This is a genomic window from Photobacterium kagoshimensis, assembly GCF_050337045.1.
In the GTDB taxonomy this organism is placed as follows: domain Bacteria; phylum Pseudomonadota; class Gammaproteobacteria; order Enterobacterales; family Vibrionaceae; genus Photobacterium; species Photobacterium kagoshimensis.
In genome coordinates, this window is the sequence record NZ_JAKJSO010000012.1 from 54,401 (window position 1) to 73,261 (window position 18,861).

The following is an 18,861-nucleotide window of genomic DNA, read 5'->3' on the forward strand; positions in this document are numbered from 1 at the left end:
CTTACCCTTACATTGATTGGCTAACAAACTTCAACATTTGATCTGCACTAGAGACCACCTTGGCATTCATTTCGTAAGCACGTTGGGTGGTGATCATGTTCACCATTTCTTCCACCACACTCACGTTAGAGCCTTCTAGCGTGAATTGGCTAATCGCACCAATGCCATCTTCACCACCTACACCTTCAATCGGTGCACCTGATGCGCCACTTTCACGGAATAAGTTACCGCCCATGGCTTCAAGGCCAGATGGGTTAGTGAAGTTAGCTAAGGTAATTTGGCCAATTTCTTGTGGCTCAGGCTCGCCTTGCACTTTGATAGACACCATACCGTCGGTACCGACACTCATGCCTGTCGCATTTTCAGGGATCTCAATGTTCGGGATCATAGGTAAGCCCGCAGCATTCACCAGCGCCCCTTCCGAGTTGCGGTGGAATTGACCGTTACGGGTATACGCCGTGGTGCCATCGCTTAATTCAACTTGGAAAAAACCCGCCCCCATGATCGCCATATCGGTCGCTTCTTGGGTATTTTGGTAGCTCCCCGTTTTCATCAGTTTTTGAGTGCCGACCGTGCGAACACCATTACCCAACTGTAAACCACCTGGCGCTTCATTTTGCTGATCAACCATTGAGCCTGGTTGCTTTTTCATTTGGTAAAACAAATCTTCAAAAACTGCACGGTCTTGTTTAAAACCGACGGTATTGACGTTGGCGAGGTTATTAGAAATAACCTGCATTTGCGTATCTTGCGCAGCAAGACCTGTTTTACTCACCCAAAGTGCTGGATGCATTGTGACTACTCCTGAATAAATGCAGCGCCTTATCGGGCAAGGCGCTGGAAAGATAAAAACCGAGAACTGAAACGAAAGCTCAAACTCAGCGAGGTTTCCTTAGCTACCACGTACTAAGCGGTTACCCGCTGTTGCCAACTGTTCAGCGGTTTTCATCATTTTGACTTGAAGTTCGAAATTACGAGCAAGGGAAATGTTATTCACTAATGCATCGATGGCATTAACGTTACTGCTTTCAAGGTAACCCGATGCCACCGTGACCGTGTCGTCAGCATCCGCTTGACCACCACCGCCAACCACACGAAACAAACCATCTTCGCTTTTGCGTAATTGATTGTTTTCAGGTTTAACCAACTTGAGCTGGCCTACCTCTTGGATCAAGCCGCCACCCTGCGGCACAACTGAAATAGTGCCATCAGAGCCAATGCTTAACTGTTCATACTCAGGAATGGTAATCGCGCCACCCGTTCCCATCACGGGACGGTTACCCAGCATTAACTGACCATTAGGGTTTAAGGTGAAGTTACCTGCTCGGGTATACGCTTCATCATTTTCGCCCGCTTCAACGGCAAAGAAACCTTCGCCACGAATAGATACATCTAACGGGTTATCCGTATGCTGCATCGCACCAGCAGAAAAATCAGAACCACCCGCACGCGCCGCCACTAAGGCACGCGTGTCGTAACCTTGGCCTTTCACTTTTACGCTATCAGCCTGTTCGATATCGGTACGAAAACCCGTGGTATTCACGTTAGCAAGGTTGTTCGCGTGCACCTGCTGCGCCATCATGACGCGGCTCGCACCCGACATTGCAGTGAACAATAATTTATCCATGCCCAGCCTCTACTTATAAGTTCTGGAACAGGATTTGAGTCATCTCTTGCGATACTTTGATGGTCTTCGCATTCGCTTGGTAGTTACTCTGCGCTGACATCAAAGAGACCATTTCATTAGTCAGGTTAACGTTGGAGTTCTCGTACATACCGGTACGAAGTGCACCCATTTGACCTGTACCTGGCGTACCAAGTAGAGGGGCACCAGATGCAAAACTTTGGGTCCAACGAGTACCACCTGCTTGTTGCAAGCCTTCTTGGTTAGGGAAGCGAGCCATCAACACTTGGCCTTGCGCCTTGGTTTGACCGTTTGAATAACGTGCATACACAGTACCGTCGCCTTCAAAATACCAACCTGCAATTTGACCCGGCGCATGACCATCTGGCGCATTTTTGTTGATTGAGAATTCACTGCCGTACTGGGTTGTGTCAGCCAGCGTCATACCTACGCTTTGCTTTGCAGCACCGTTACTAAACGCCAGATCAACTGACAAAGTATCGATTTTCATCGTTGGTGGTGTGGTTGAATTATCCATCGCCGCCGCGCCATTGACGGTGCTAAGTTTACCGTCGCTGTCAAAGCCCATGGTGTTGGTTTGCCCTTTCAGCACATCGCCATCTAACGCGTAATGCACTTTCCACTCATTACTCGCCGTTTTTACGTAGTATTGAGTCACTTGGTGCTCACTACCCAATGAGTCATAAACGGTAGAGGTTACACTCGACGTGAAAGTTGATGGGTCTTCTGGATCGAATTTATCATCAGCAGAATTTGTCACGATGGCAGCATTAGCATCAAGGTTAAGACCTTGGTGAACTTTAGTGGTGGTTTTCGCCGCCATATCGCCAGTATCAACCCGTAAATCAGTTACGGTACCCGTTTGGATTTGGCCTGACTCTGTCACACCATAGCCCTGTAGACGGTGACCATCACCCGACACCATGTAACCCTCGGTATCTAGGTTGAATACGCCGTTACGGGTAAACATTTGTTGGCCATTGTTTTGCACCATGAAGAAGCCTTCACCGTTGATCGCCAAGTCACTATTACGACCCGTACTTGTGGTACCACCTGACGTAAAACTTTGGCGCACTTGCGCGACTTCAACACCGTTCATTTCACCGCCACCAAACTGGGGTGCATAAACGTCTTGGAATTCGGTACGTGATGATTTAAAACCCACAGTACCCACATTCGCAATATTGTGACTGATTGAGTTCATCTGTTCGGATGTTGCTCGCAAGCCACTTAGGCCAACACTGATTGACATAAAAGATTCCTATCTACTTAATTTTTATTATTTACGCCGTAATTTCACGCATATCGAACATCGACATTTTGCCCACGCCCGCAAGACTTAATAACACCGCGCCGCCATTGGCTGGGATGTTGACCGATTCCACTTCGGCAGCAATCATGATGTTTTGCTCCCACGCCTTACCACCGTTTTCAGCAACCACTTTGAACGAATACGTCCCTTTACCTAGGTCATCACCGTCAATTTCAAACTCGGCCATGCCTTTGCCTTGGGCGCCCAATTTGATCTTGTCGACTTCTTTGCCTTTATCGTCGTAAACAATCACGGTTGCGCTATCGACAGGTTTATCAAACTGAACGCGACCATTTAGCGTTTGACCCTCACTGATATCGAGGCCGTTCTTCACGTCCATTAACACTTTTTTGCCGACCAAGTTAGTGGCTTGCAACATTTCAAGGTTAGTCATGCCGATGTTCATGTTCATCATGCCTTGCTTCACCCCTTCCAAGCTGGAAACGGCAGACATCATGCCCAACTGCGTCAGGTACTCGGTACCATCTGTTGGGTTCAGCGGGTTCTGGTTTTGCACCTGTGCCACCATCATGGTTAAAAACTCATTGCTGGTTGGCGTCATGTCTTTTTGACCATTGCTGGTCACTTGTGGCTCAGCATTCGCTTGAGTAGCAGCACGGTTATACTGACCAGCCGTATTAATTTGCGGTAAGCTCATTACTTATTTCCTTAGCTCGTTTGACCAAGACGAAGGATGCTTTGCTGCATGCTACGCGCTCGACTCATTACATCGACATTAGTTTCAAAGCTGCGTGATGCAGCCATCATGTCGGCCATTTCTTCAACCACATTCACGGTTGAATGGAAGACATAGCCTTGCTTATTGGCTTCAGGGTGATTGGGTTCATAGCGACGACGCAGTGGTTCATCACTTTCAATAACGTCATCAATACGCACGCGAGTGCCTGCATTGGGATCGTTCATATCCACCATCACAGAAGAAAACACTGGGCGCTTAGCTCGGTAACCATCCTGCTCTGAACCAGATACCACATCAGCATTCGCAAGGTTACTGGCGACCGTATTCAAACGAACGCTTTGCGCTGTCATTGCAGAGCCTGCAATGTCATAAATAGATGAAAAAGACATAGAGATTATTGTCCGTTAATGGCCTGCTTCAGACCGCGAATTTTCATGTTCAAAAAAGTAAGGCTGGTTTCAAGATCCATTGCGTTACCCGCAAACTTGGCTTGCTCAACACCCAATTCAACCGTGTTACCATCCTGTGCTGGCTGCTGTGGGTTGCGATACAATAACTCGTGTGATTGCTGTGTCTGACGGCGACCTAGATGCTTGGTACGCGCTTCACTCGCGACTTGATTCATTGCATCTTCAAAACTGATGTCACGCGCTTTAAAGTTAGGCGTATCGGTATTGGCCAAGTTACTCGCCAGCACCTTTGCGCGTTGTGTTCGGAACTGCAATGTATTAGGGTGTACCCCCAATGCATCTTCGAAGTTGATTGCCATCTCACCCACCACCTATAGATTGAATATCGACTACAAGCAATTTCCATGCCACGCATTTAAAGCCAAAATATCAATGCCTTACACAAATAATTGCCGACCAATATTCAATAAGCGGAAGTATGGCTTCCGAGCGGAAATTCGCCTATTGCCTCTTGTGCTTAGTCTGCTGATATTCGGAAGCACATTCAGTCATGCTGCGGTTGCGGGTAACTCCGTCATGGCGGAAAAAGATCATCAGCAGATCCGTAGTTATTTGTATCGTGAGGTGGCCCGTTTTGCAGGTAGCATTGGCAGTAACGACTTTCGCTTCGACCTAGATAAAGCAGCCTTACCGCCATGCCATACCCCCTTAAACATTAGCCGTCACCAAGGGCGATCGCCGACAGGCAAAGTGACCCTCACCGTTGAATGTCAAAAACCTAAGTATTGGAAATCACGCGTCAAAGCAGAAGTGCGGGTGTACCAGAAAATAGTGGTGGCAAAAAACACCATAGAACGCGACCAAGTATTAACCGCCGAGGATTTCAAACGCCGTCGGACTGATATTTCTTATGTCCGTCAGGGATATTTCACCTCTATTGCAGAATTAGATAATCAAGTGAGCAAAAGGCGCATTACGGTGGGGAAGATTATCAGTCCGCGCATGGTCGAATTTGCTAACTGGGTTGAGCGCCATCAGGAAGTGGTGATCGAAGCAAAAATGGGTAACATGACCGCCAGAATGAAAGGGATTGCACTAGAATCTGGCAGCAAAGGGGAACAGATTAAAATCAAAAATAGCGCTTCAAATAAGACCATTTTAGCCACAGTGATAGGGCCTAAAAAGGTACAAACGCTATTTTAAACGTCTTTTTACCATGCATTTTATAACAAAAGGCTAAAAAAGCAGTTAAGCTCTGTGTTAGCTGGTCGCTGTATACCAATAACCCTACTACCCTGTGAGTACATTCATGATTGGAAAAATTCACAACTCAATATCACTCGCTGTGAATGCTGAAAACCGCCCACAAGCGAGTAAAACCGCACAGACAGCGACGACCAAGCACGTCGAGTTAAGCCGTGAAGTGCAGTCACTACAAAGTGCGAAAGCTGACCTGCAACATACGAGCGATGTTGATATGGATAAAGTGACAAAAATGAAGCAACTGCTGCAATCTGGTCAAGCATCGGTCGATCTTGATAAGTTGGCAGGCACTATGGTTGATTATTACCAAGGTAATCAATAATGAGCGACAACAGCAGCATGGTGAAAACCTTGCTCAATGAACTGAATCAAGACGTCGCCCACTATCAACAGTTGGTTGCTCAGCTGAAGCAACAACATGTTTTACTGGTGAATCGTGATAACCAAGCTCTGATTGGCCACAACCAGCAGCTACAATCTTTGATGGCACTGTTAAATCAACACGCCACCAATCGCCACGCCATTCTCACCCGACTCGGTGTGACGGCGAACAATGAAGGCATGCAAAAGCTGTTAAGTAAGCTGCCGCAACAAGTGCAGCAAAAAGGCATGATGCTATGGCAAAAGCTGTATGAGCTCACCTTAAACTGCCAAGAGCTTAATAACACTAATGGCCGTTTGTTAGCCCAACAAAAGCAGCTGATTGATCGCTTACTCAAGCCTGAACAACAATATTGCTACGGCCCTGGCGAGTAATTTTACGTTACTCGCGAGCCGTTACATCAGGTTATCCGTTGACGATAAAACTTATTCGCTGACAACTCATCAAGGATTTTTTGTTGCTGGCGCTCTTGCTTAAGCGCAATTTGATTCTGACGTTTTTCAATGATTTTCTCGCCCATTCGTACTTGGCAATGCTGCTGCACTAAGCGCTCATTGGTGGTACGCAATTCAACTTCGGACATCGCCAATTCATGGCGCTGTAAATTGGTTAAATTATCCAACTGATAGCGAAAACGTCCAATCCCCTTTAGCATCAAGGCTGACGCTTGCTGCCCCCCTTCAATGCAATACTGTCCCGATAGACTTTCAAGCAACTCCAATCGCTGTTGGTGCGCTTGGTGCTGGCTATTTATCTGACCGAACTCTTGCTGGATGCTATCAAACTGACGCTGTTGTTGTTCACGCCAATGTTGCAACATTTTCACTCGTCGCATGATGATTCTCTTACGTTAACTGCATCATGGCATGCTGCGTTTGATCTAGGGTCACCCGCTCTTGCATACCTTGTTGAAGAAACTGACAAATCGCAGGATATTGCTGAACCGCGATATCAAGGTTTGGATCTTGCCCTGGTTGGTAACCACCCAGTGCAATCAAGTCTTGAATTTGGCGATAACGCGCATAACGCTGCTTAATTTGCTGCGCTTGTTTGAGCTGCTCAGGGCTTACCACTTGTGGCATCGCACGGCTGATCGACTGTTCGATATCAATCGCGGGATAGTGGCCTTGTTCTGCCAGTTCACGGTTCAAGACAATGTGACCATCTAAAATAGCGCGGGCCGCATCGGCGATCGGATCTTGCTGATCATCCCCTTCTGATAAAACAGTGTAGAAGGCGGTAATTGAACCTCGCTCGGTCGCGCCATTACCTGCACGCTCCACCAGCTGTGGTAACAAACTAAACACCGAAGGCGGATAACCTTTGGTCGCGGGCGGCTCGCCAACGGCTAAGGCAATCTCACGTTGTGCTTGCGCATAGCGCGTCAGTGAATCCATCAGTAGTAAAACATCGTGGCCTTGGTCGCGGAAAAACTCGGCAATACGGTGACACAATACTGAAGCACGTAGTCGCATCAAGGGAGGATCGTCAGCTGGCGATGCAATCACCACCGCATTTTTCATCCCTTCTGGGCCAAGGGAGTGCTCAATAAATTCACGGACCTCACGGCCACGTTCACCAATCAAACCCACCACGGTGATCTCTGCGGTGGTGTTACGGGTCATCATGCCTAACAGCACACTCTTACCCACACCACTGCCCGCAAATAAACCCATGCGCTGGCCTTTACCCACACTTAACATGCCGTTAATTGCCCGGACACCAACATCTAGCTGAGTGGAAATAGGTAGGCGCTGCAAGGGGTTAATACTTTCACCTTGCAGGTTAATGCGTTGCTCACCATGGATAGCGCCTTTGCCGTCCAAAGGCTCACCCAGCCCGTTAAGCACACGGCCCAACATGCTGTAACCCACATCAATTTTGCTATCACCGTGCAAGGGTAGAACGCGACTACCAGGGCGTAACCCTGTGGTATGACGGATCGGCATCAAGACGGATGCTTGACGGTCAAAACCGACCACTTCGGCTTCCACTAAGGTGCCGTGATCGGTTTCTATCATGCAACGTTGGCCCGTGCATAATCGGCAACCCACGGCTTCAAGGGTCAAACCCGCCATTCGGGTCAACCGTCCCCAAGTGCGAGCAACAGGTACTTCAGGTACCTGCTCCACCGCAGAGCTAAGACGGGCATTGAGCTCTTGGAATAAATCACGCATCGCTGAGTAAACTATCTCGAATCGAATCCATGCAGGTTTCTAACCGCTCTTCACTATCAGCAAAAGCTTCTGATTCACTACTGGTTACACGACAGCTACCAATCGCTAAACTGTCGTCAGGTTGTAGGGTCCATGTCGCGACTTGCTCAGGCACTAACTCCACCAAACGCTGGCAATCTTGCGGATTGAGGTAAATCACTAAGTCCGGTTTTTGCTCTGGCATTTGTGCGAGTGTTTCTTCAATCAAGTGCACCATTTGACCTGGCTTTAGCGTGAGCTCAGCACGGATAACTTGGCGCGCCACTTTCTGCACAAGATCACAAATCATTTCGCTTTGCTGACGAACATGTTGTTGAAACACTTGCTGAATTTGCTGCATCAAGTGATCAACCGACGCCGCGGTACTGCCCATTTGTTGCTGAACTTGAGCCACACCTTCGCGAACACCTTGCTGACGACCTTGCTCTAGTCCTTGCTCTTGGCCTGCTTGTAATCCTTGAGCAACACCTTCTTGATAGCCTTGCTCATGCCCTTTTTGTTGACCGTCTTGGAAGCCATTATGAAATTCATCTTGGTATGAACCTGTGGTTTCATCACCAAACAAATCATCTTCTTCAGGCTGCATCAGCGGTGGAAAGTGATAAGGGCGATACTGGCCAAGCTGAGGATGCAAGACATTACTCGGCTGATTCTTTTTCATCATTGCTCCTATTCCACTACTGGCTCACTAAAGAGCTGCAACTCAATCTCACCGGCATCGGCCAATTCACGTAGCGTTGAGACTAATTGGTTGCGGGCATCTTCAACGGCGCTCAATCGTACTCGACCTTTGCCTTCCATCGCTTCACGCAAGTATTGGGCTGCACGTTTAGGCATGGTCGCGAACACTTTCGCAAGCAGCTCTTCGTCGGCACCTTTCAGCGCTGTCGCCAGTACGTTTTGATCGACTTCTTCCACCAAGCGTTCCAGCGTCTCTTCGGTTTGGCGCACCAAAATACTGAAGTTGTACATTTGCGATTCCAGCTGAGCCACTAATTCAGGGTCGATCTCTTTCAACCCTGTCATCACTTTCTGACTCTGCTCGCCTTGTAAACGATTGATGATATCACCCGCTTTTTGGGTACCATCGATCAAGGTGCTATTTTGCTGACCAACTTGGGCCAGGAATTTCTCCAACAACACGTGCACTTCTTGCATCATGTCGGGGTGAATTTCTTTTAAATTCGCTAAGCGATAAAGCAATTCATCCAGGTTGTCTTGAGGCAATTTAGCCAACAGTCCTGTCGCAACATCAGGTTCAAGGTAGGCTAAGAACACCGCTTGCATCTGTGGGTGCTCGCCCGAGATCAGCTCGGCTAACTTCGCGGGCTCTAACCACTGTAAACGCTGCAAGTTATGCTTGAGTGAATCACCGTAAATCGCATCTAACAGTGGCTGGGACAATGACTGCCCCAACGCTTTATTCAAGGTTCGCTCTAGGTAACTACGCGATGCTCCCGAGATCCCAGATTCACGTTTAAAGTCTTGGAAGAAACGTTGAAATACGCCTTCGGCTTGATCTTTTTTCACGGCTGGAATGCTGGCCATAGCAATCGACAATTGGCGCACTTGCTCACGATCGAGTTGCTGCAAGACATTCGCTGCAGCCTCCTCCCCCATGCTTAGCAATAAAATTGCGGCCTGTTCGATGCCTTGGTTGTTATCATTTATCTGCATCTTTCGGGGTTATCCATTGTTTAACGACATGAGCAACACGTTCCGGTTCTTTCTCCGATAACGCTTGTAAGTAAGAGGTTTGAACTTCGAGTCCCGTTTCAGGGCTTGGTAGCTCAGGCATGCTCTCTTCAGGCACGACCGCCGAGCTTAATGCCGCTTCAGCCATCGCTGCTGTTGAAGGTGCTTCTAATTCACTATCTGTCGGCGCCATAGCGGTATTGCTGTTAAGTGTCGCCACTTCGCTACCACTTTTGCTTTCAGGTAGCACACTGTCGAGCACCGGATCTTTACTGCGTTGACGTTCACCCGCTAATTGACGAATTGCAGGGCGGACAACCACCAATAAGATCACTAAAGCAACAATCGCCGATAGGATATAACGAAGATAATCTAACCATACGTTTTGCATCCACCACACCGGCTCTTCAGCCAAAAGCTGAGCTTCCGCTTTATTGAACGGATAAACATGGACGCTAAAGCTATCACCACGGGTGGCTTCAATACCCATTGCATCACTTAGCATCTGACGAATACTGTCGATTTTAGCCGGTGGGAAAGTCGCTGGATCACCGTTTAGCAACACAGATACACTCAAACGCTCGATCTGACCTTGCTGGTAGTAAGTATGTTTCATGGTGCGATCCATCACGTAATCACGTGAGTTTTCACCCCGTTCATTGCCTGCATTTGGATCTTTTTCTTCATCGCCATCTTCGGGGGGACGGTTACTCAAAGCACCTGGTACCCCTTGAGCCGCTTTACCTACACGACGGTCGTAAGATGAGAATTCTGAACGCACGGTACCTTCAGGCGAATAGAGCTCTTCTGTCGCTTCAGTGCGATCAAAATTCACTGCGGCGGCGACTTCAACTTGGAAGTTATCGCTACCGACCATAGGACGTAACATGCGAGATGCACGGTTTATATAGGTTGTTTCAAGCTTTTGGACATAATCAAGGTAAGCACTACTGTTTTTACCATGGCGACCTTCGCCCACTAACGCGGATAACAGGTTACCTTGTTGATCAATCACGTTAACCTGATCAGCTTCCAGTTCTGGTACACTGCCCGCCACTAGGTTAACAATGGCAGTGACCTGCTCAGCATCCAGCGTTTGACCAGGTTGCAACGAGATAATCACCGAGGCAGAAGCTTGTTCTTTATCGCGACGAACAAACAAGGTTTGCTTTGGCATCGCCAAATGAACGCGTACATTGCGTACCGCGTCTAACGCCATAATACTGCGTGCGAGCTCACCTTCAAGACCATGACGGTAACGCGCATTTTCAACAAATTGACTGGTACCTAAGCTTGAATCTTGGCTTAGAATTTCAAGTCCCGCTGGTAGCTGCGCTTCCACACCCGCAGCCGCAAGCGCTAAACGCGCTTTCCCCAAACTGTTACGATCAACCATCACGCTGCCCTTTTGCGGCTCAACGTAATAATCCAATCCTTTTTCTTCTAATACCGCGATCACTTGGCTGCGGTCAAACTGCTCTGCTTCACCATACAGCGGACGATACTGACTACTGCCCTGCCATAAGCCCAATACCACAGCGACAGTCACTAAGGCGGCAATAGCAGCCAATAAGCCTGCTAACCGCATACCTGAAAATAAGCGGCCCATTCCTGTCGGGCCTGCCATATTTACCAATTTTTGCTTCATTACTTCAGTCACTTAAGCATTCTCACTACACAGGCATTTTCATAACATCGTCGTACGCAGTCAGGAGCTTATTGCGCACCTGCACCATAGCAGAGAAGGCGAGGCTCGCCTTTTGGCTAGCAACCATAGCGCCGACCAAATCATCACTCTGACCCGTATCAACCGCGGTCATTTTTGCCGATGCATCACGACCTTGCTGATCCACACTATTAAGGGTTTCAGTGATCACACTGGTGAAATCCACCGCTTGCGTGTGCGGTGTTGTAATTGGGTTCGGTGCAATTTGAATTGCATCAAACGATTGAATTTGTGCTTGAACTTCAGCAAGTTGGCTTAAAGGTTGTTGCATGGCTAACACGTTATCTGACATAACAAGGTCTCTAAAAATGCTTAAGAAAAGTTATAGTTATTAGCTGAAAAATCAGCACTTTGATTCGTAAGGATTTGCTCTACATCCATACCCTGCTCACGCATTGTCTGCAGCTTGTACCGCAAAGCGCGTGTTGATACGCCAAGCTCTTCTGCTGTTTTACTTCGATGACCATTAAAGCGACGCAAGGTCTCAATGATGGTGTTAAATTCTGCTAGCTTGCGGCTTTTTTGTAAGCTTGGTCGCTTGCTGCTGGTTTTCTCAGGCTCCGCCACGACACTCAAAGGCTCATGCTCAATCGGCATTGCGGTGGTCGTAGTTGCATTCATAGAAAGTAATTCTTGAGGCATAGTTACCTCTGGCTCAGCATGCAAAGGCTGGCCTGGTAACATCAAATCTTGGGCGCGGATCAAGCAACCGTGGCTCATCACCAAGGCACGTTGAATAATATTTTCCAGCTCACGGACATTCCCCGGCCACGCATACGCTTTTAATGCGCGTTTGGCCGAATCAGTGAAGTGTGTTGCTGCTTGTCCCAGCGCCATATGACGCTTGAGCAAATGCTTAGCCAGCGGAATAATGTCTTCGGTACGATCACGTAATGCCGCACAGCACAATGGGAAGACATTGAGGCGATAATACAGATCGGCACGAAAACGGCCTTCCGCCACCGCTTTCTCAAGGTTTTGGTTGGTCGCCGCGAGCACGCGAATATCGAGGTTAATTTTCTGGTGGCTGCCTAAACGTTCAACTTCTTTTTCTTGCAGCACACGCAGTAACTTGGTTTGCAATGCCAATGGCAGCTCTGCAATTTCGTCCAGTAACAATGTCCCGCCATTGGCAATTTCAAGCTTGCCCGGCTGTGCCGATGATGCGCCCGTAAAAGCCCCTTTGGCATGGCCAAATAAGATCGACTCAATCATGGTTTCAGGGATGGCTGCGCAGTTGATGGCAACAAACGGTGACTGTGCACGAGGCGAAGCATTATGGATAAAACGCGCCAAAATTTCTTTGCCCGTACCACTTTCGCCATTGATCAATACAGAGGCATCGGTTTGGGCTACACGCTGAGCAAGCTGTAACAGTTGCTTACTTTGAGGTGCTTCCGCCACCACCGATGAACATGACTGGTTGGTTTGCATGATACGCAGTACCAATTGGCTTAAGTGCGTATGGCCAAATGGGATCAAGAGATAATCGGTCGCCCCCACTTGCAATGCTTGGCTAACCTGAGTGACATGCGGCAGTTCAGATAACACAGCAATGGGACCGTCATAGCCTTGGCGACGCACTAGCGCAATAATATCAGCCGCTTCGCTACCATCATCAAGACAAGCTGGTACTAATAATAGATCCCACGCTTGCTTATCTAACGTATTGAGGCAGCCCATGACATTAGTAACGCGGCTAAGTTTATAGCCTTCCGCTTCACCGTTCGCTAATACGTTATCAAGTACCGTATGCTGGGGATGAAACATCAGCACTTGCCAAATTTTCTTTGTCATGAACCTGCTCCTGATTTTCTGACCAGCCGAACCGTAGCGCGACGATTTAATTGCAATGCCTGAGCATTACTCTCGGTGCTGACTAAATAGCGATCACCATGAGAACGGATCTGCAATAATTTACGAGGTACACCCAGTTCAATCAGCATGGCGGCAACCTCTTCTGCTCGCTGGCGAGAAACGCGCATCTTACTGCTAAATTGCCCGAGCTGATCGGAATGACCATCGACTAACACTTTCTGCACATCTGCATCAACACGAATATATTCAGCAATCCCTTTCAATGTCTGAATGTCTTGCTTATTTAAACGCGAAGAGGCTGCGTCAAAATAAAACTCTGAATCTCTAATCTGTTGATAGTTAAATGCTATTAATTGATTTTTACATTGCTGAAACTCAGCCATAGGTTCACTGAGGTTTATATTTTGCACCACCACAGCGCTATTTTTTTGACGCTCATCCGTCAAGATAACTTTCACCCAACGACCATGAATTAACTCATTAATAACATTTTCAGCATTATTTATTATTAATTCATCAGTAGATCTAGAACGTTGCGCTGGCGTTTTAAAATATAGATTAATATCTGGAGCTGATGCCCAAAATGGTGACACTGATTCCACATCAACAATATTATTAAATGGCTTAATTTTAGTAGATTTTATCATTAACCGTGTTTTTTCACCGGCTTCAGAAATAAGTTTCACTGAACCAAAATCTCGGATGTGATGAGAAAGAACACAAGAAGTTTTACTCCCATAAAAATCCCAGCCACTGTCATCTAATGCTGCCATCCATTTATTTTCTCGTGCATTAACTGCGCAGGAAATAATCACCATTAAAGCGACAATGATTCCACGACAAACCATTATAAAGAACTCCAGAACAACTCTTAAACACCATCAAAGTTATTTGAAAGCATAAGAAACACTAAAGCGACCAGCTTCCAGGAAAGCTTAAATTTTATTTATCAAAAACATGAAAAACAAATTAACTTTAAAATTTCAATAACTTAACCACAACAAACAAAAATAAAGACGACAATAGCTCATAGGGCTACATATCATCTCAAATAACTTGGGGATTTATTATTTCGTTTTTATTATACGCGCTAATAAGAATGCATTCGCTCTGGCATGTCAACTGTCAATAAAATGAACATTAAAAAGTCAATAAAATGGTCAATTAATAATCCATCCAACAATAGCCACTAAACCGTACAGGAGACCGTATTTTACTTTGGCGCTGAAAGTGTATTGGTTTGACAAGATAACCTATATAAAGGTAGTCTCTCTCGCCAAAATGATGCAGTAATAAAAACAACTAAAACACCGATGTTAACCGATAGAAATTAACTTTTCTCATTTTAATTATTTAAAACAAACCGTTAACTTTTATTACTCATTTATTATTGTTTAATATAATTTATCAAGACTATCTGTATTTTTGTTTAACTTGATAATGACCACTATCCATCGACTGTCAGTCTTATTATTTGCAAGTGATTATGACTAAAAAGAGTAAAATCATATCCAATACTGATCTGGTCGAAGTTCGCGATTTTGATCTTGCCAGCCCAGAACATCGTATCGGTGCGCTTCAAGCGATCATTGATAATGTCTGCAAACAATTTGAACGAACGGCTCGGCAGTCATATCACCATCTACTTCGTCACCCGGTATCGTTTAGCCTTGAACAGCAAGACACGCTAAAGCTTCAAGATTACTTGCAGCAAATGCCTAAACCCTCGCTGTACCGTGAGTTTATTGTGTCACCACATGACTTGCACGGCACCATTGCAATTGATGGCGAACTGCTTTTCTTTATGGTGGATCTGTTCTTTGGTGGCCTGGGAAGTAATCAGCGCAAACGAACAGAAATGAGTGATACTGAATTGCGCTTGGTTGAACGTTTTTTCTGTGTGGCCCTTGAGCACTTCTCTAACGGCTGGCACAGCATCACCAATTGGCAAAGCACACTCACCGAAAAAAATACGCTCCGCCTCGGTAACATGATGCAAACCAACCAACTCTATCAGGTCTGCCATTTCACTATGGAAGTAGCAGGACACAAAGGTTGGCTGGCGATCTCCCTGCCTTTTGCTGGATTAGACTTCTTGCGAGATCAGCAAAAACCCATTGATATTGATACCGACCCTGAACTTCAGGCCCGAATTCAAAATAAAATCTGTCAGGCACCCATGCGCCTAACGACAACTTTAGCAGAGCGTCGCTTACCCTTGGGTAATGTGATGGATCTGAAAGCGGGTGACGTTATCCCGGTAGAACTACCGAGTGAAGTCACGGTAAAAGCGGGTAATACCGCCCTGTTTACCGCTCGTGTTGCCGAAAACAATGCCAGCCTCGTTCTTCAAGTTCAAAGCGTGATTAAGCAAAATAGGAATAAAAATGTCTGAACAAGCCTCTGATTTAAATATCGATCTTGATGACCTTGATCTTGGTAGCCTAGGGCAAGACCCAATGCCAACCGCGATGAATACCCCCGCACAAGACATGAGCTTCATTCGCAATATTCCGGTTAATTTAACGCTGGAAGTCGCGAGCACCGAACTGATGGTGGGCGACTTAATGAACGTCGGTTTAGGCACTGTGATTGAGCTAGATAAACTAAGCGGTGAAGCCATGGACGTTAAAGTCAACGGTACCTTACTTGGCCATGCCGAAGTGGTTATCGTAAACAATAAATATGGTCTTCGTTTAGTGGATGTGGTTGATGACAACGACATGCTAAAAGGGCTAACAAAATAATGCGTTACTTGGCTTTAGTGGGCTTGTGGCTCTTTACTTGTACGCCAGCATGGGCGCAAGATTTGTCATTACTGACCATTAACGGCCCGGCAGGACAAGAAGAATACAGCGTAAAGCTGCAAGTCTTCTTGCTGATGACAGCGCTGGCTTTTTTGCCCGCGATGTTGCTGATGGTAACCAGCTTTACTCGCATTATTATTGTGTTGGGTATTTTGCGCCAAGCCATGGGTTTACAGCAGAGCCCACCTAACCGTATCTTAATCGGCATCGCGATGACCATGACCTTGTTCATCATGCGACCTGTGCTCTATAACATTTATGACAACGCTGTTATTCCCTACCAAGAAAACCAGATGACGTTGCAAGATGCGGCACAAACCGCAGCCAAGCCCCTGCGCCAGTTTATGTTGCAACAAACACGAGAAACCGATTTAGAGCAAATTCTCCGTATCGCTAACGAACCCGCTCCGGCCAATCTTGATGATCTCGATTTTCTGATTGTGATGCCAGCATTCGTCTTAAGCGAACTAAAAACCGCCTTTCAAATTGGCTTTATGCTGTTTATTCCTTTTTTGATTATCGACATCGTGGTTGCCAGTGTCTTAATGGCCATGGGTATGATGATGCTATCACCACTGATCATTTCACTGCCATTTAAGCTGATGATTTTTGTCATGGTCGATGGTTGGTCGATGACAGTGGGTACATTAACTGCCAGCTTTGGCTAACTAACATCAGCCATTCATAGTTGGGGATAATGGGGTAAAGTATGGGTTCAGAATTTGTTGCTGCGTTTTTTGGTGACGCACTCGTTATCATCATCAGTATGGTATGCGTCTTAATTGTCCCGAGCCTATTAGTTGGCTTGGTGGTCAGTATTTTTCAAGCCGCAACCCAAATCAATGAGCAAACCCTGAGCTTTCTTCCTCGCTTACTCGTCACTTTGGCGATGCTAGGGTTTGCAGGTCCTTGGTTACTGCGCACCTTGGGGGATTTGTTTACCCGCTTGTTTCTCGATATCCCGCACTTAATCGGTTAACCCACGATGGAGTTAACAGCAGCACAGTTTACCGCATTAATCGGCCAAGTATGGTGGCCGTTTTTTCGTATCAGTACCACGCTAATGTTGATGCCGATTTTTGGTGGTAGCCAAATCCCCGTACAGGTACGCATCGCCCTCGCGCTCATTATCAGCGTGCTTGCCGCACCATTAATGCCTGCGATGCCCGCCGTCGATCCCCTGTCTGTTGAGGCCTTAATTTTGGCCGGCCAACAAGTGATCATCGGCGCGATGCTGGCCTTATTACTCGATCTACTGTTTGCCATTTTTACCACTATGGGCCAAATCTTATCAATGCAGATGGGCCTTGGTATGGCAATGATGAATGACCCTATCAATGGGGTCAGCATTCCTGCTCTGGGCAAATACTATCAACTCTATGCTTTGATGCTGTTCTTGGCATTAGATGGCCATTTAGTTGCCTTGGATGTAATGGTACAAAGCTTCAATATTTGGCCTGTTGGCGAAATGATGAGTCAGATGGCGCTGAATACAATCATTATGCGTTTTGGCTGGATGATGGCTGCAGCGTTGTTGCTTTCACTGCCCGCCGTATGCGCCATGCTCTTGGTCAACGGTTCATTCGGTATGATGAACCGCGCCGCACCGCAACTTAACGTGTTTGCATTGGGCTTTCCAATGACCATGTTATTAGGGCTAATTTGCCTGCTAATTACCACCACGGGGATCCCAGAGAACTTCACGCGCTTAAGCAGTGAAACCCTCTCCTTGATGCTGACCTTAGAGGAGGCACGCCCGTGAGTGAGGACAGTAGTCAGGATAAAACGGAACAGCCCAGTCAGCAGAAACTACGTAAAGCCAGAGAAGACGGTAATCTACCACGCTCGAAAGAGTTAGTGACCGCGCTAATGACACTCGGTAGCGCGCTACTGCTAACCGCATTTGGTGGCACCTTGGCGGAAATGTTTCGCCAAGTCACTCAACTGAATATGCGGCTATCCAAAGAAGCCGCTTTCGATACCAAAATCATGCTCCAACACCTGAGCGAAAGCTTGTGGCTGATGGTCATGGCCATCGGCCCTATGTTAGGGCTATTGGTGTTGATCACCATTTTAGCCAATCTGCTCCGCGGTGGTTGGAACCTGTCGGCCAAATCGGCACAGCCTAAATTTTCAAAATTGAATCCTATTTCTGGCATTAAACGAATGTTCTCGACCAAATCACTGGCCGAGCTCATTAAAAGCATTCTTAAAGTCACGTTAATTATCGCCACCTTGGTGCTGCTCATTCGCAATACTTTGACTGATATTGTTAATTTACAGCGCTTGCCATTGCCTGAAGCCATGCTGCAAACCGTGGATTTTTTGTGGCTAGGACTATTTAGTTTTGGCATCGCACTATTATTTATTGCGATTTTAGAACTGCCATATTCGGGCTGGGAGTACACAAAGCAGCTCAAAATGACCAAGCAAGAAGTAAAAGAAGAAAGTAAAAATAGCGAAGGTCGTCCAGAAGTGAAGGCGCGTATCCGCCAACTACAACGCCAGATGTCGCAACGTAGTTTAACCCAAACAGTCCCGCAAGCCGACGTCGTGATCACTAACCCGACTCACTATGCCGTGGCGTTAAAATACGATTTAGATAAAGCCGGCGCCCCGTTTGTTATTGCCAAGGGCGTTGATCAAATGGCACTCCAAATTCAACAAGTAGCACGTCGCCATGACTGCCCTGTGGTAGAGATCCCGCCGCTAACGCGTGCGGTGTATTACTCCACCAATGAATGGCAGGAAGTGCCTGCTCCTTTATATGTCGCTGTTGCTCATATTCTGACATTTGTCTTCCAAATGAAGGAATATCAAAAAGGGCGTCAGCCAAGTAAACCTGAATTTCCACGGGTCTCGATTCCCCGTGAACTTCGCCGCTAAC

At 46.9% G+C, this 18,861-nt stretch carries 23 protein-coding genes; 9 read left to right on the top strand and 14 right to left on the bottom strand.

The annotated features are described in order from the left end of the window. Nucleotides 1-7 precede the first annotated feature (7 nt). From flgG to flgB, 6 genes are all read right to left on the bottom strand, one after another. Nucleotides 8-793, bottom strand: coding sequence for a flagellar basal-body rod protein FlgG (gene flgG, locus L4C35_RS09610; protein WP_094956667.1), 786 nt, complete (start codon nucleotides 791-793; stop codon nucleotides 8-10). Between the two features lie 99 nt (nucleotides 794-892). Next, the gene (gene flgF, locus L4C35_RS09615; protein ID WP_428462664.1) at nucleotides 893-1,627 is read right to left on the bottom strand and encodes a flagellar basal-body rod protein FlgF; all 735 of its coding nucleotides are present in this window, start codon (nucleotides 1,625-1,627) and stop codon (nucleotides 893-895) included. A 13-nt stretch (nucleotides 1,628-1,640) separates the two neighbouring features. Continuing rightward, the gene (gene flgE, locus L4C35_RS09620) at nucleotides 1,641-2,897 is read right to left on the bottom strand and encodes a flagellar hook protein FlgE (protein WP_428462665.1); all 1,257 of its coding nucleotides are present in this window, start codon (nucleotides 2,895-2,897) and stop codon (nucleotides 1,641-1,643) included. A gap of 31 nt (nucleotides 2,898-2,928) precedes the next feature. Next, nucleotides 2,929-3,615, bottom strand: a complete 687-nt coding sequence (locus tag L4C35_RS09625; protein WP_428462666.1) for a flagellar hook assembly protein FlgD — start codon at nucleotides 3,613-3,615, stop codon at nucleotides 2,929-2,931. 11 nt (nucleotides 3,616-3,626) lie between these two features. Beyond that, nucleotides 3,627-4,046 (bottom strand): flagellar basal body rod protein FlgC, encoded by a 420-nt coding sequence (gene flgC, locus L4C35_RS09630; RefSeq protein ID WP_428462667.1) that lies wholly within the window; start codon nucleotides 4,044-4,046, stop codon nucleotides 3,627-3,629. Between the two features lie 5 nt (nucleotides 4,047-4,051). Then, on the bottom strand, nucleotides 4,052-4,426 hold the full coding sequence (flgB, locus tag L4C35_RS09635) for a flagellar basal body rod protein FlgB (RefSeq protein ID WP_428462668.1): 375 nt from the start codon (nucleotides 4,424-4,426) through the stop codon (nucleotides 4,052-4,054). A gap of 73 nt (nucleotides 4,427-4,499) precedes the next feature. Here flgB and flgA point away from each other — a divergent pair, with 73 nt between their 5' ends. The 3 genes from flgA to L4C35_RS09650 all read left to right on the top strand — a co-directional run bounded on the left by flgA (nucleotide 4,500) and on the right by L4C35_RS09650 (nucleotide 6,086). Further along, entirely contained in the window at nucleotides 4,500-5,270 is a 771-nt protein-coding gene (gene flgA, locus L4C35_RS09640) for a flagellar basal body P-ring formation chaperone FlgA (RefSeq protein ID WP_428462669.1), read from the top strand. A gap of 106 nt (nucleotides 5,271-5,376) precedes the next feature. Beyond that, nucleotides 5,377-5,652 carry a flagellar biosynthesis anti-sigma factor FlgM gene (flgM, locus tag L4C35_RS09645; RefSeq protein ID WP_428462670.1) on the top strand — a complete coding sequence of 92 codons (276 nt, stop codon included), beginning with the start codon at nucleotides 5,377-5,379 and terminating at the stop codon, nucleotides 5,650-5,652. Then, nucleotides 5,652-6,086 carry a flagellar protein FlgN gene (locus L4C35_RS09650; protein ID WP_428462671.1) on the top strand — a complete coding sequence of 145 codons (435 nt, stop codon included), beginning with the start codon at nucleotides 5,652-5,654 and terminating at the stop codon, nucleotides 6,084-6,086. The genes flgM and L4C35_RS09650 overlap by 1 nt, the downstream gene beginning before the upstream one ends. A 26-nt stretch (nucleotides 6,087-6,112) precedes the next feature. On the opposite strand, the gene L4C35_RS09655 is transcribed toward L4C35_RS09650, so the two are convergent. The 8 genes from L4C35_RS09655 to L4C35_RS09690 are packed head-to-tail and all read right to left on the bottom strand — an operon-like array spanning nucleotide 6,113 to nucleotide 14,015. Beyond that, nucleotides 6,113-6,547: a flagellar FliJ family protein gene (locus L4C35_RS09655; RefSeq protein ID WP_428462672.1), complete on the bottom strand. Its 435-nt coding sequence runs from the start codon at nucleotides 6,545-6,547 to the stop codon at nucleotides 6,113-6,115. A gap of 10 nt (nucleotides 6,548-6,557) precedes the next feature. Beyond that, nucleotides 6,558-7,889, bottom strand: coding sequence for a flagellar protein export ATPase FliI (gene fliI / locus L4C35_RS09660; RefSeq protein ID WP_428462673.1), 1,332 nt, complete (start codon nucleotides 7,887-7,889; stop codon nucleotides 6,558-6,560). After that, nucleotides 7,882-8,589: a flagellar assembly protein FliH gene (fliH, locus tag L4C35_RS09665; RefSeq protein ID WP_428462674.1), complete on the bottom strand. Its 708-nt coding sequence runs from the start codon at nucleotides 8,587-8,589 to the stop codon at nucleotides 7,882-7,884. The genes fliI and fliH overlap by 8 nt, the downstream gene beginning before the upstream one ends. Before the next feature lie 8 nt (nucleotides 8,590-8,597). Beyond that, entirely contained in the window at nucleotides 8,598-9,605 is a 1,008-nt protein-coding gene (locus tag L4C35_RS09670; RefSeq protein WP_428462675.1) for a FliG C-terminal domain-containing protein, read from the bottom strand. Continuing rightward, nucleotides 9,592-11,271 carry a flagellar basal-body MS-ring/collar protein FliF gene (gene fliF / locus L4C35_RS09675; protein WP_428462676.1) on the bottom strand — a complete coding sequence of 560 codons (1,680 nt, stop codon included), beginning with the start codon at nucleotides 11,269-11,271 and terminating at the stop codon, nucleotides 9,592-9,594. Before fliF ends, L4C35_RS09670 begins: the two co-directional genes overlap by 14 nt. A gap of 25 nt (nucleotides 11,272-11,296) precedes the next feature. Further along, the gene (gene fliE / locus L4C35_RS09680; protein ID WP_428462677.1) at nucleotides 11,297-11,641 is read right to left on the bottom strand and encodes a flagellar hook-basal body complex protein FliE; all 345 of its coding nucleotides are present in this window, start codon (nucleotides 11,639-11,641) and stop codon (nucleotides 11,297-11,299) included. 20 nt (nucleotides 11,642-11,661) lie between these two features. Beyond that, on the bottom strand, nucleotides 11,662-13,146 hold the full coding sequence (locus L4C35_RS09685) for a sigma 54-interacting transcriptional regulator (RefSeq protein ID WP_428462678.1): 1,485 nt from the start codon (nucleotides 13,144-13,146) through the stop codon (nucleotides 11,662-11,664). Beyond that, nucleotides 13,143-14,015: a MotY family protein gene (locus L4C35_RS09690; protein WP_428462679.1), complete on the bottom strand. Its 873-nt coding sequence runs from the start codon at nucleotides 14,013-14,015 to the stop codon at nucleotides 13,143-13,145. The genes L4C35_RS09685 and L4C35_RS09690 overlap by 4 nt, the downstream gene beginning before the upstream one ends. 638 nt (nucleotides 14,016-14,653) lie before the next feature. On the opposite strand from L4C35_RS09690, the gene L4C35_RS09695 reads away from it, so the two are divergent. From L4C35_RS09695 to flhB, 6 genes are read left to right on the top strand one after another with little or no spacing between them, the layout of a single operon-like run. Continuing rightward, a complete protein-coding gene (locus tag L4C35_RS09695; protein WP_428462680.1) occupies nucleotides 14,654-15,562 on the top strand; it encodes a flagellar motor switch protein FliM in 909 nt (302 codons plus the stop codon). Next, nucleotides 15,555-15,914 (top strand): flagellar motor switch protein FliN, encoded by a 360-nt coding sequence (gene fliN / locus L4C35_RS09700; RefSeq protein ID WP_428462681.1) that lies wholly within the window; start codon nucleotides 15,555-15,557, stop codon nucleotides 15,912-15,914. The genes L4C35_RS09695 and fliN overlap by 8 nt, the downstream gene beginning before the upstream one ends. Then, nucleotides 15,914-16,642 (top strand): flagellar type III secretion system pore protein FliP, encoded by a 729-nt coding sequence (gene fliP / locus L4C35_RS09705; RefSeq protein WP_428462682.1) that lies wholly within the window; start codon nucleotides 15,914-15,916, stop codon nucleotides 16,640-16,642. Before fliN ends, fliP begins: the two co-directional genes overlap by 1 nt. Nucleotides 16,643-16,683: 41 nt before the next feature. Beyond that, nucleotides 16,684-16,953, top strand: coding sequence for a flagellar biosynthetic protein FliQ (locus tag L4C35_RS09710; RefSeq protein WP_048899827.1), 270 nt, complete (start codon nucleotides 16,684-16,686; stop codon nucleotides 16,951-16,953). A 6-nt stretch (nucleotides 16,954-16,959) separates the two neighbouring features. Further along, entirely contained in the window at nucleotides 16,960-17,736 is a 777-nt protein-coding gene (gene fliR, locus L4C35_RS09715) for a flagellar biosynthetic protein FliR (RefSeq protein WP_428462683.1), read from the top strand. Then, the gene (gene flhB, locus L4C35_RS09720; RefSeq protein WP_428462684.1) at nucleotides 17,733-18,860 is read left to right on the top strand and encodes a flagellar biosynthesis protein FlhB; all 1,128 of its coding nucleotides are present in this window, start codon (nucleotides 17,733-17,735) and stop codon (nucleotides 18,858-18,860) included. Before fliR ends, flhB begins: the two co-directional genes overlap by 4 nt. Nucleotide 18,861 lies beyond the last annotated feature (1 nt).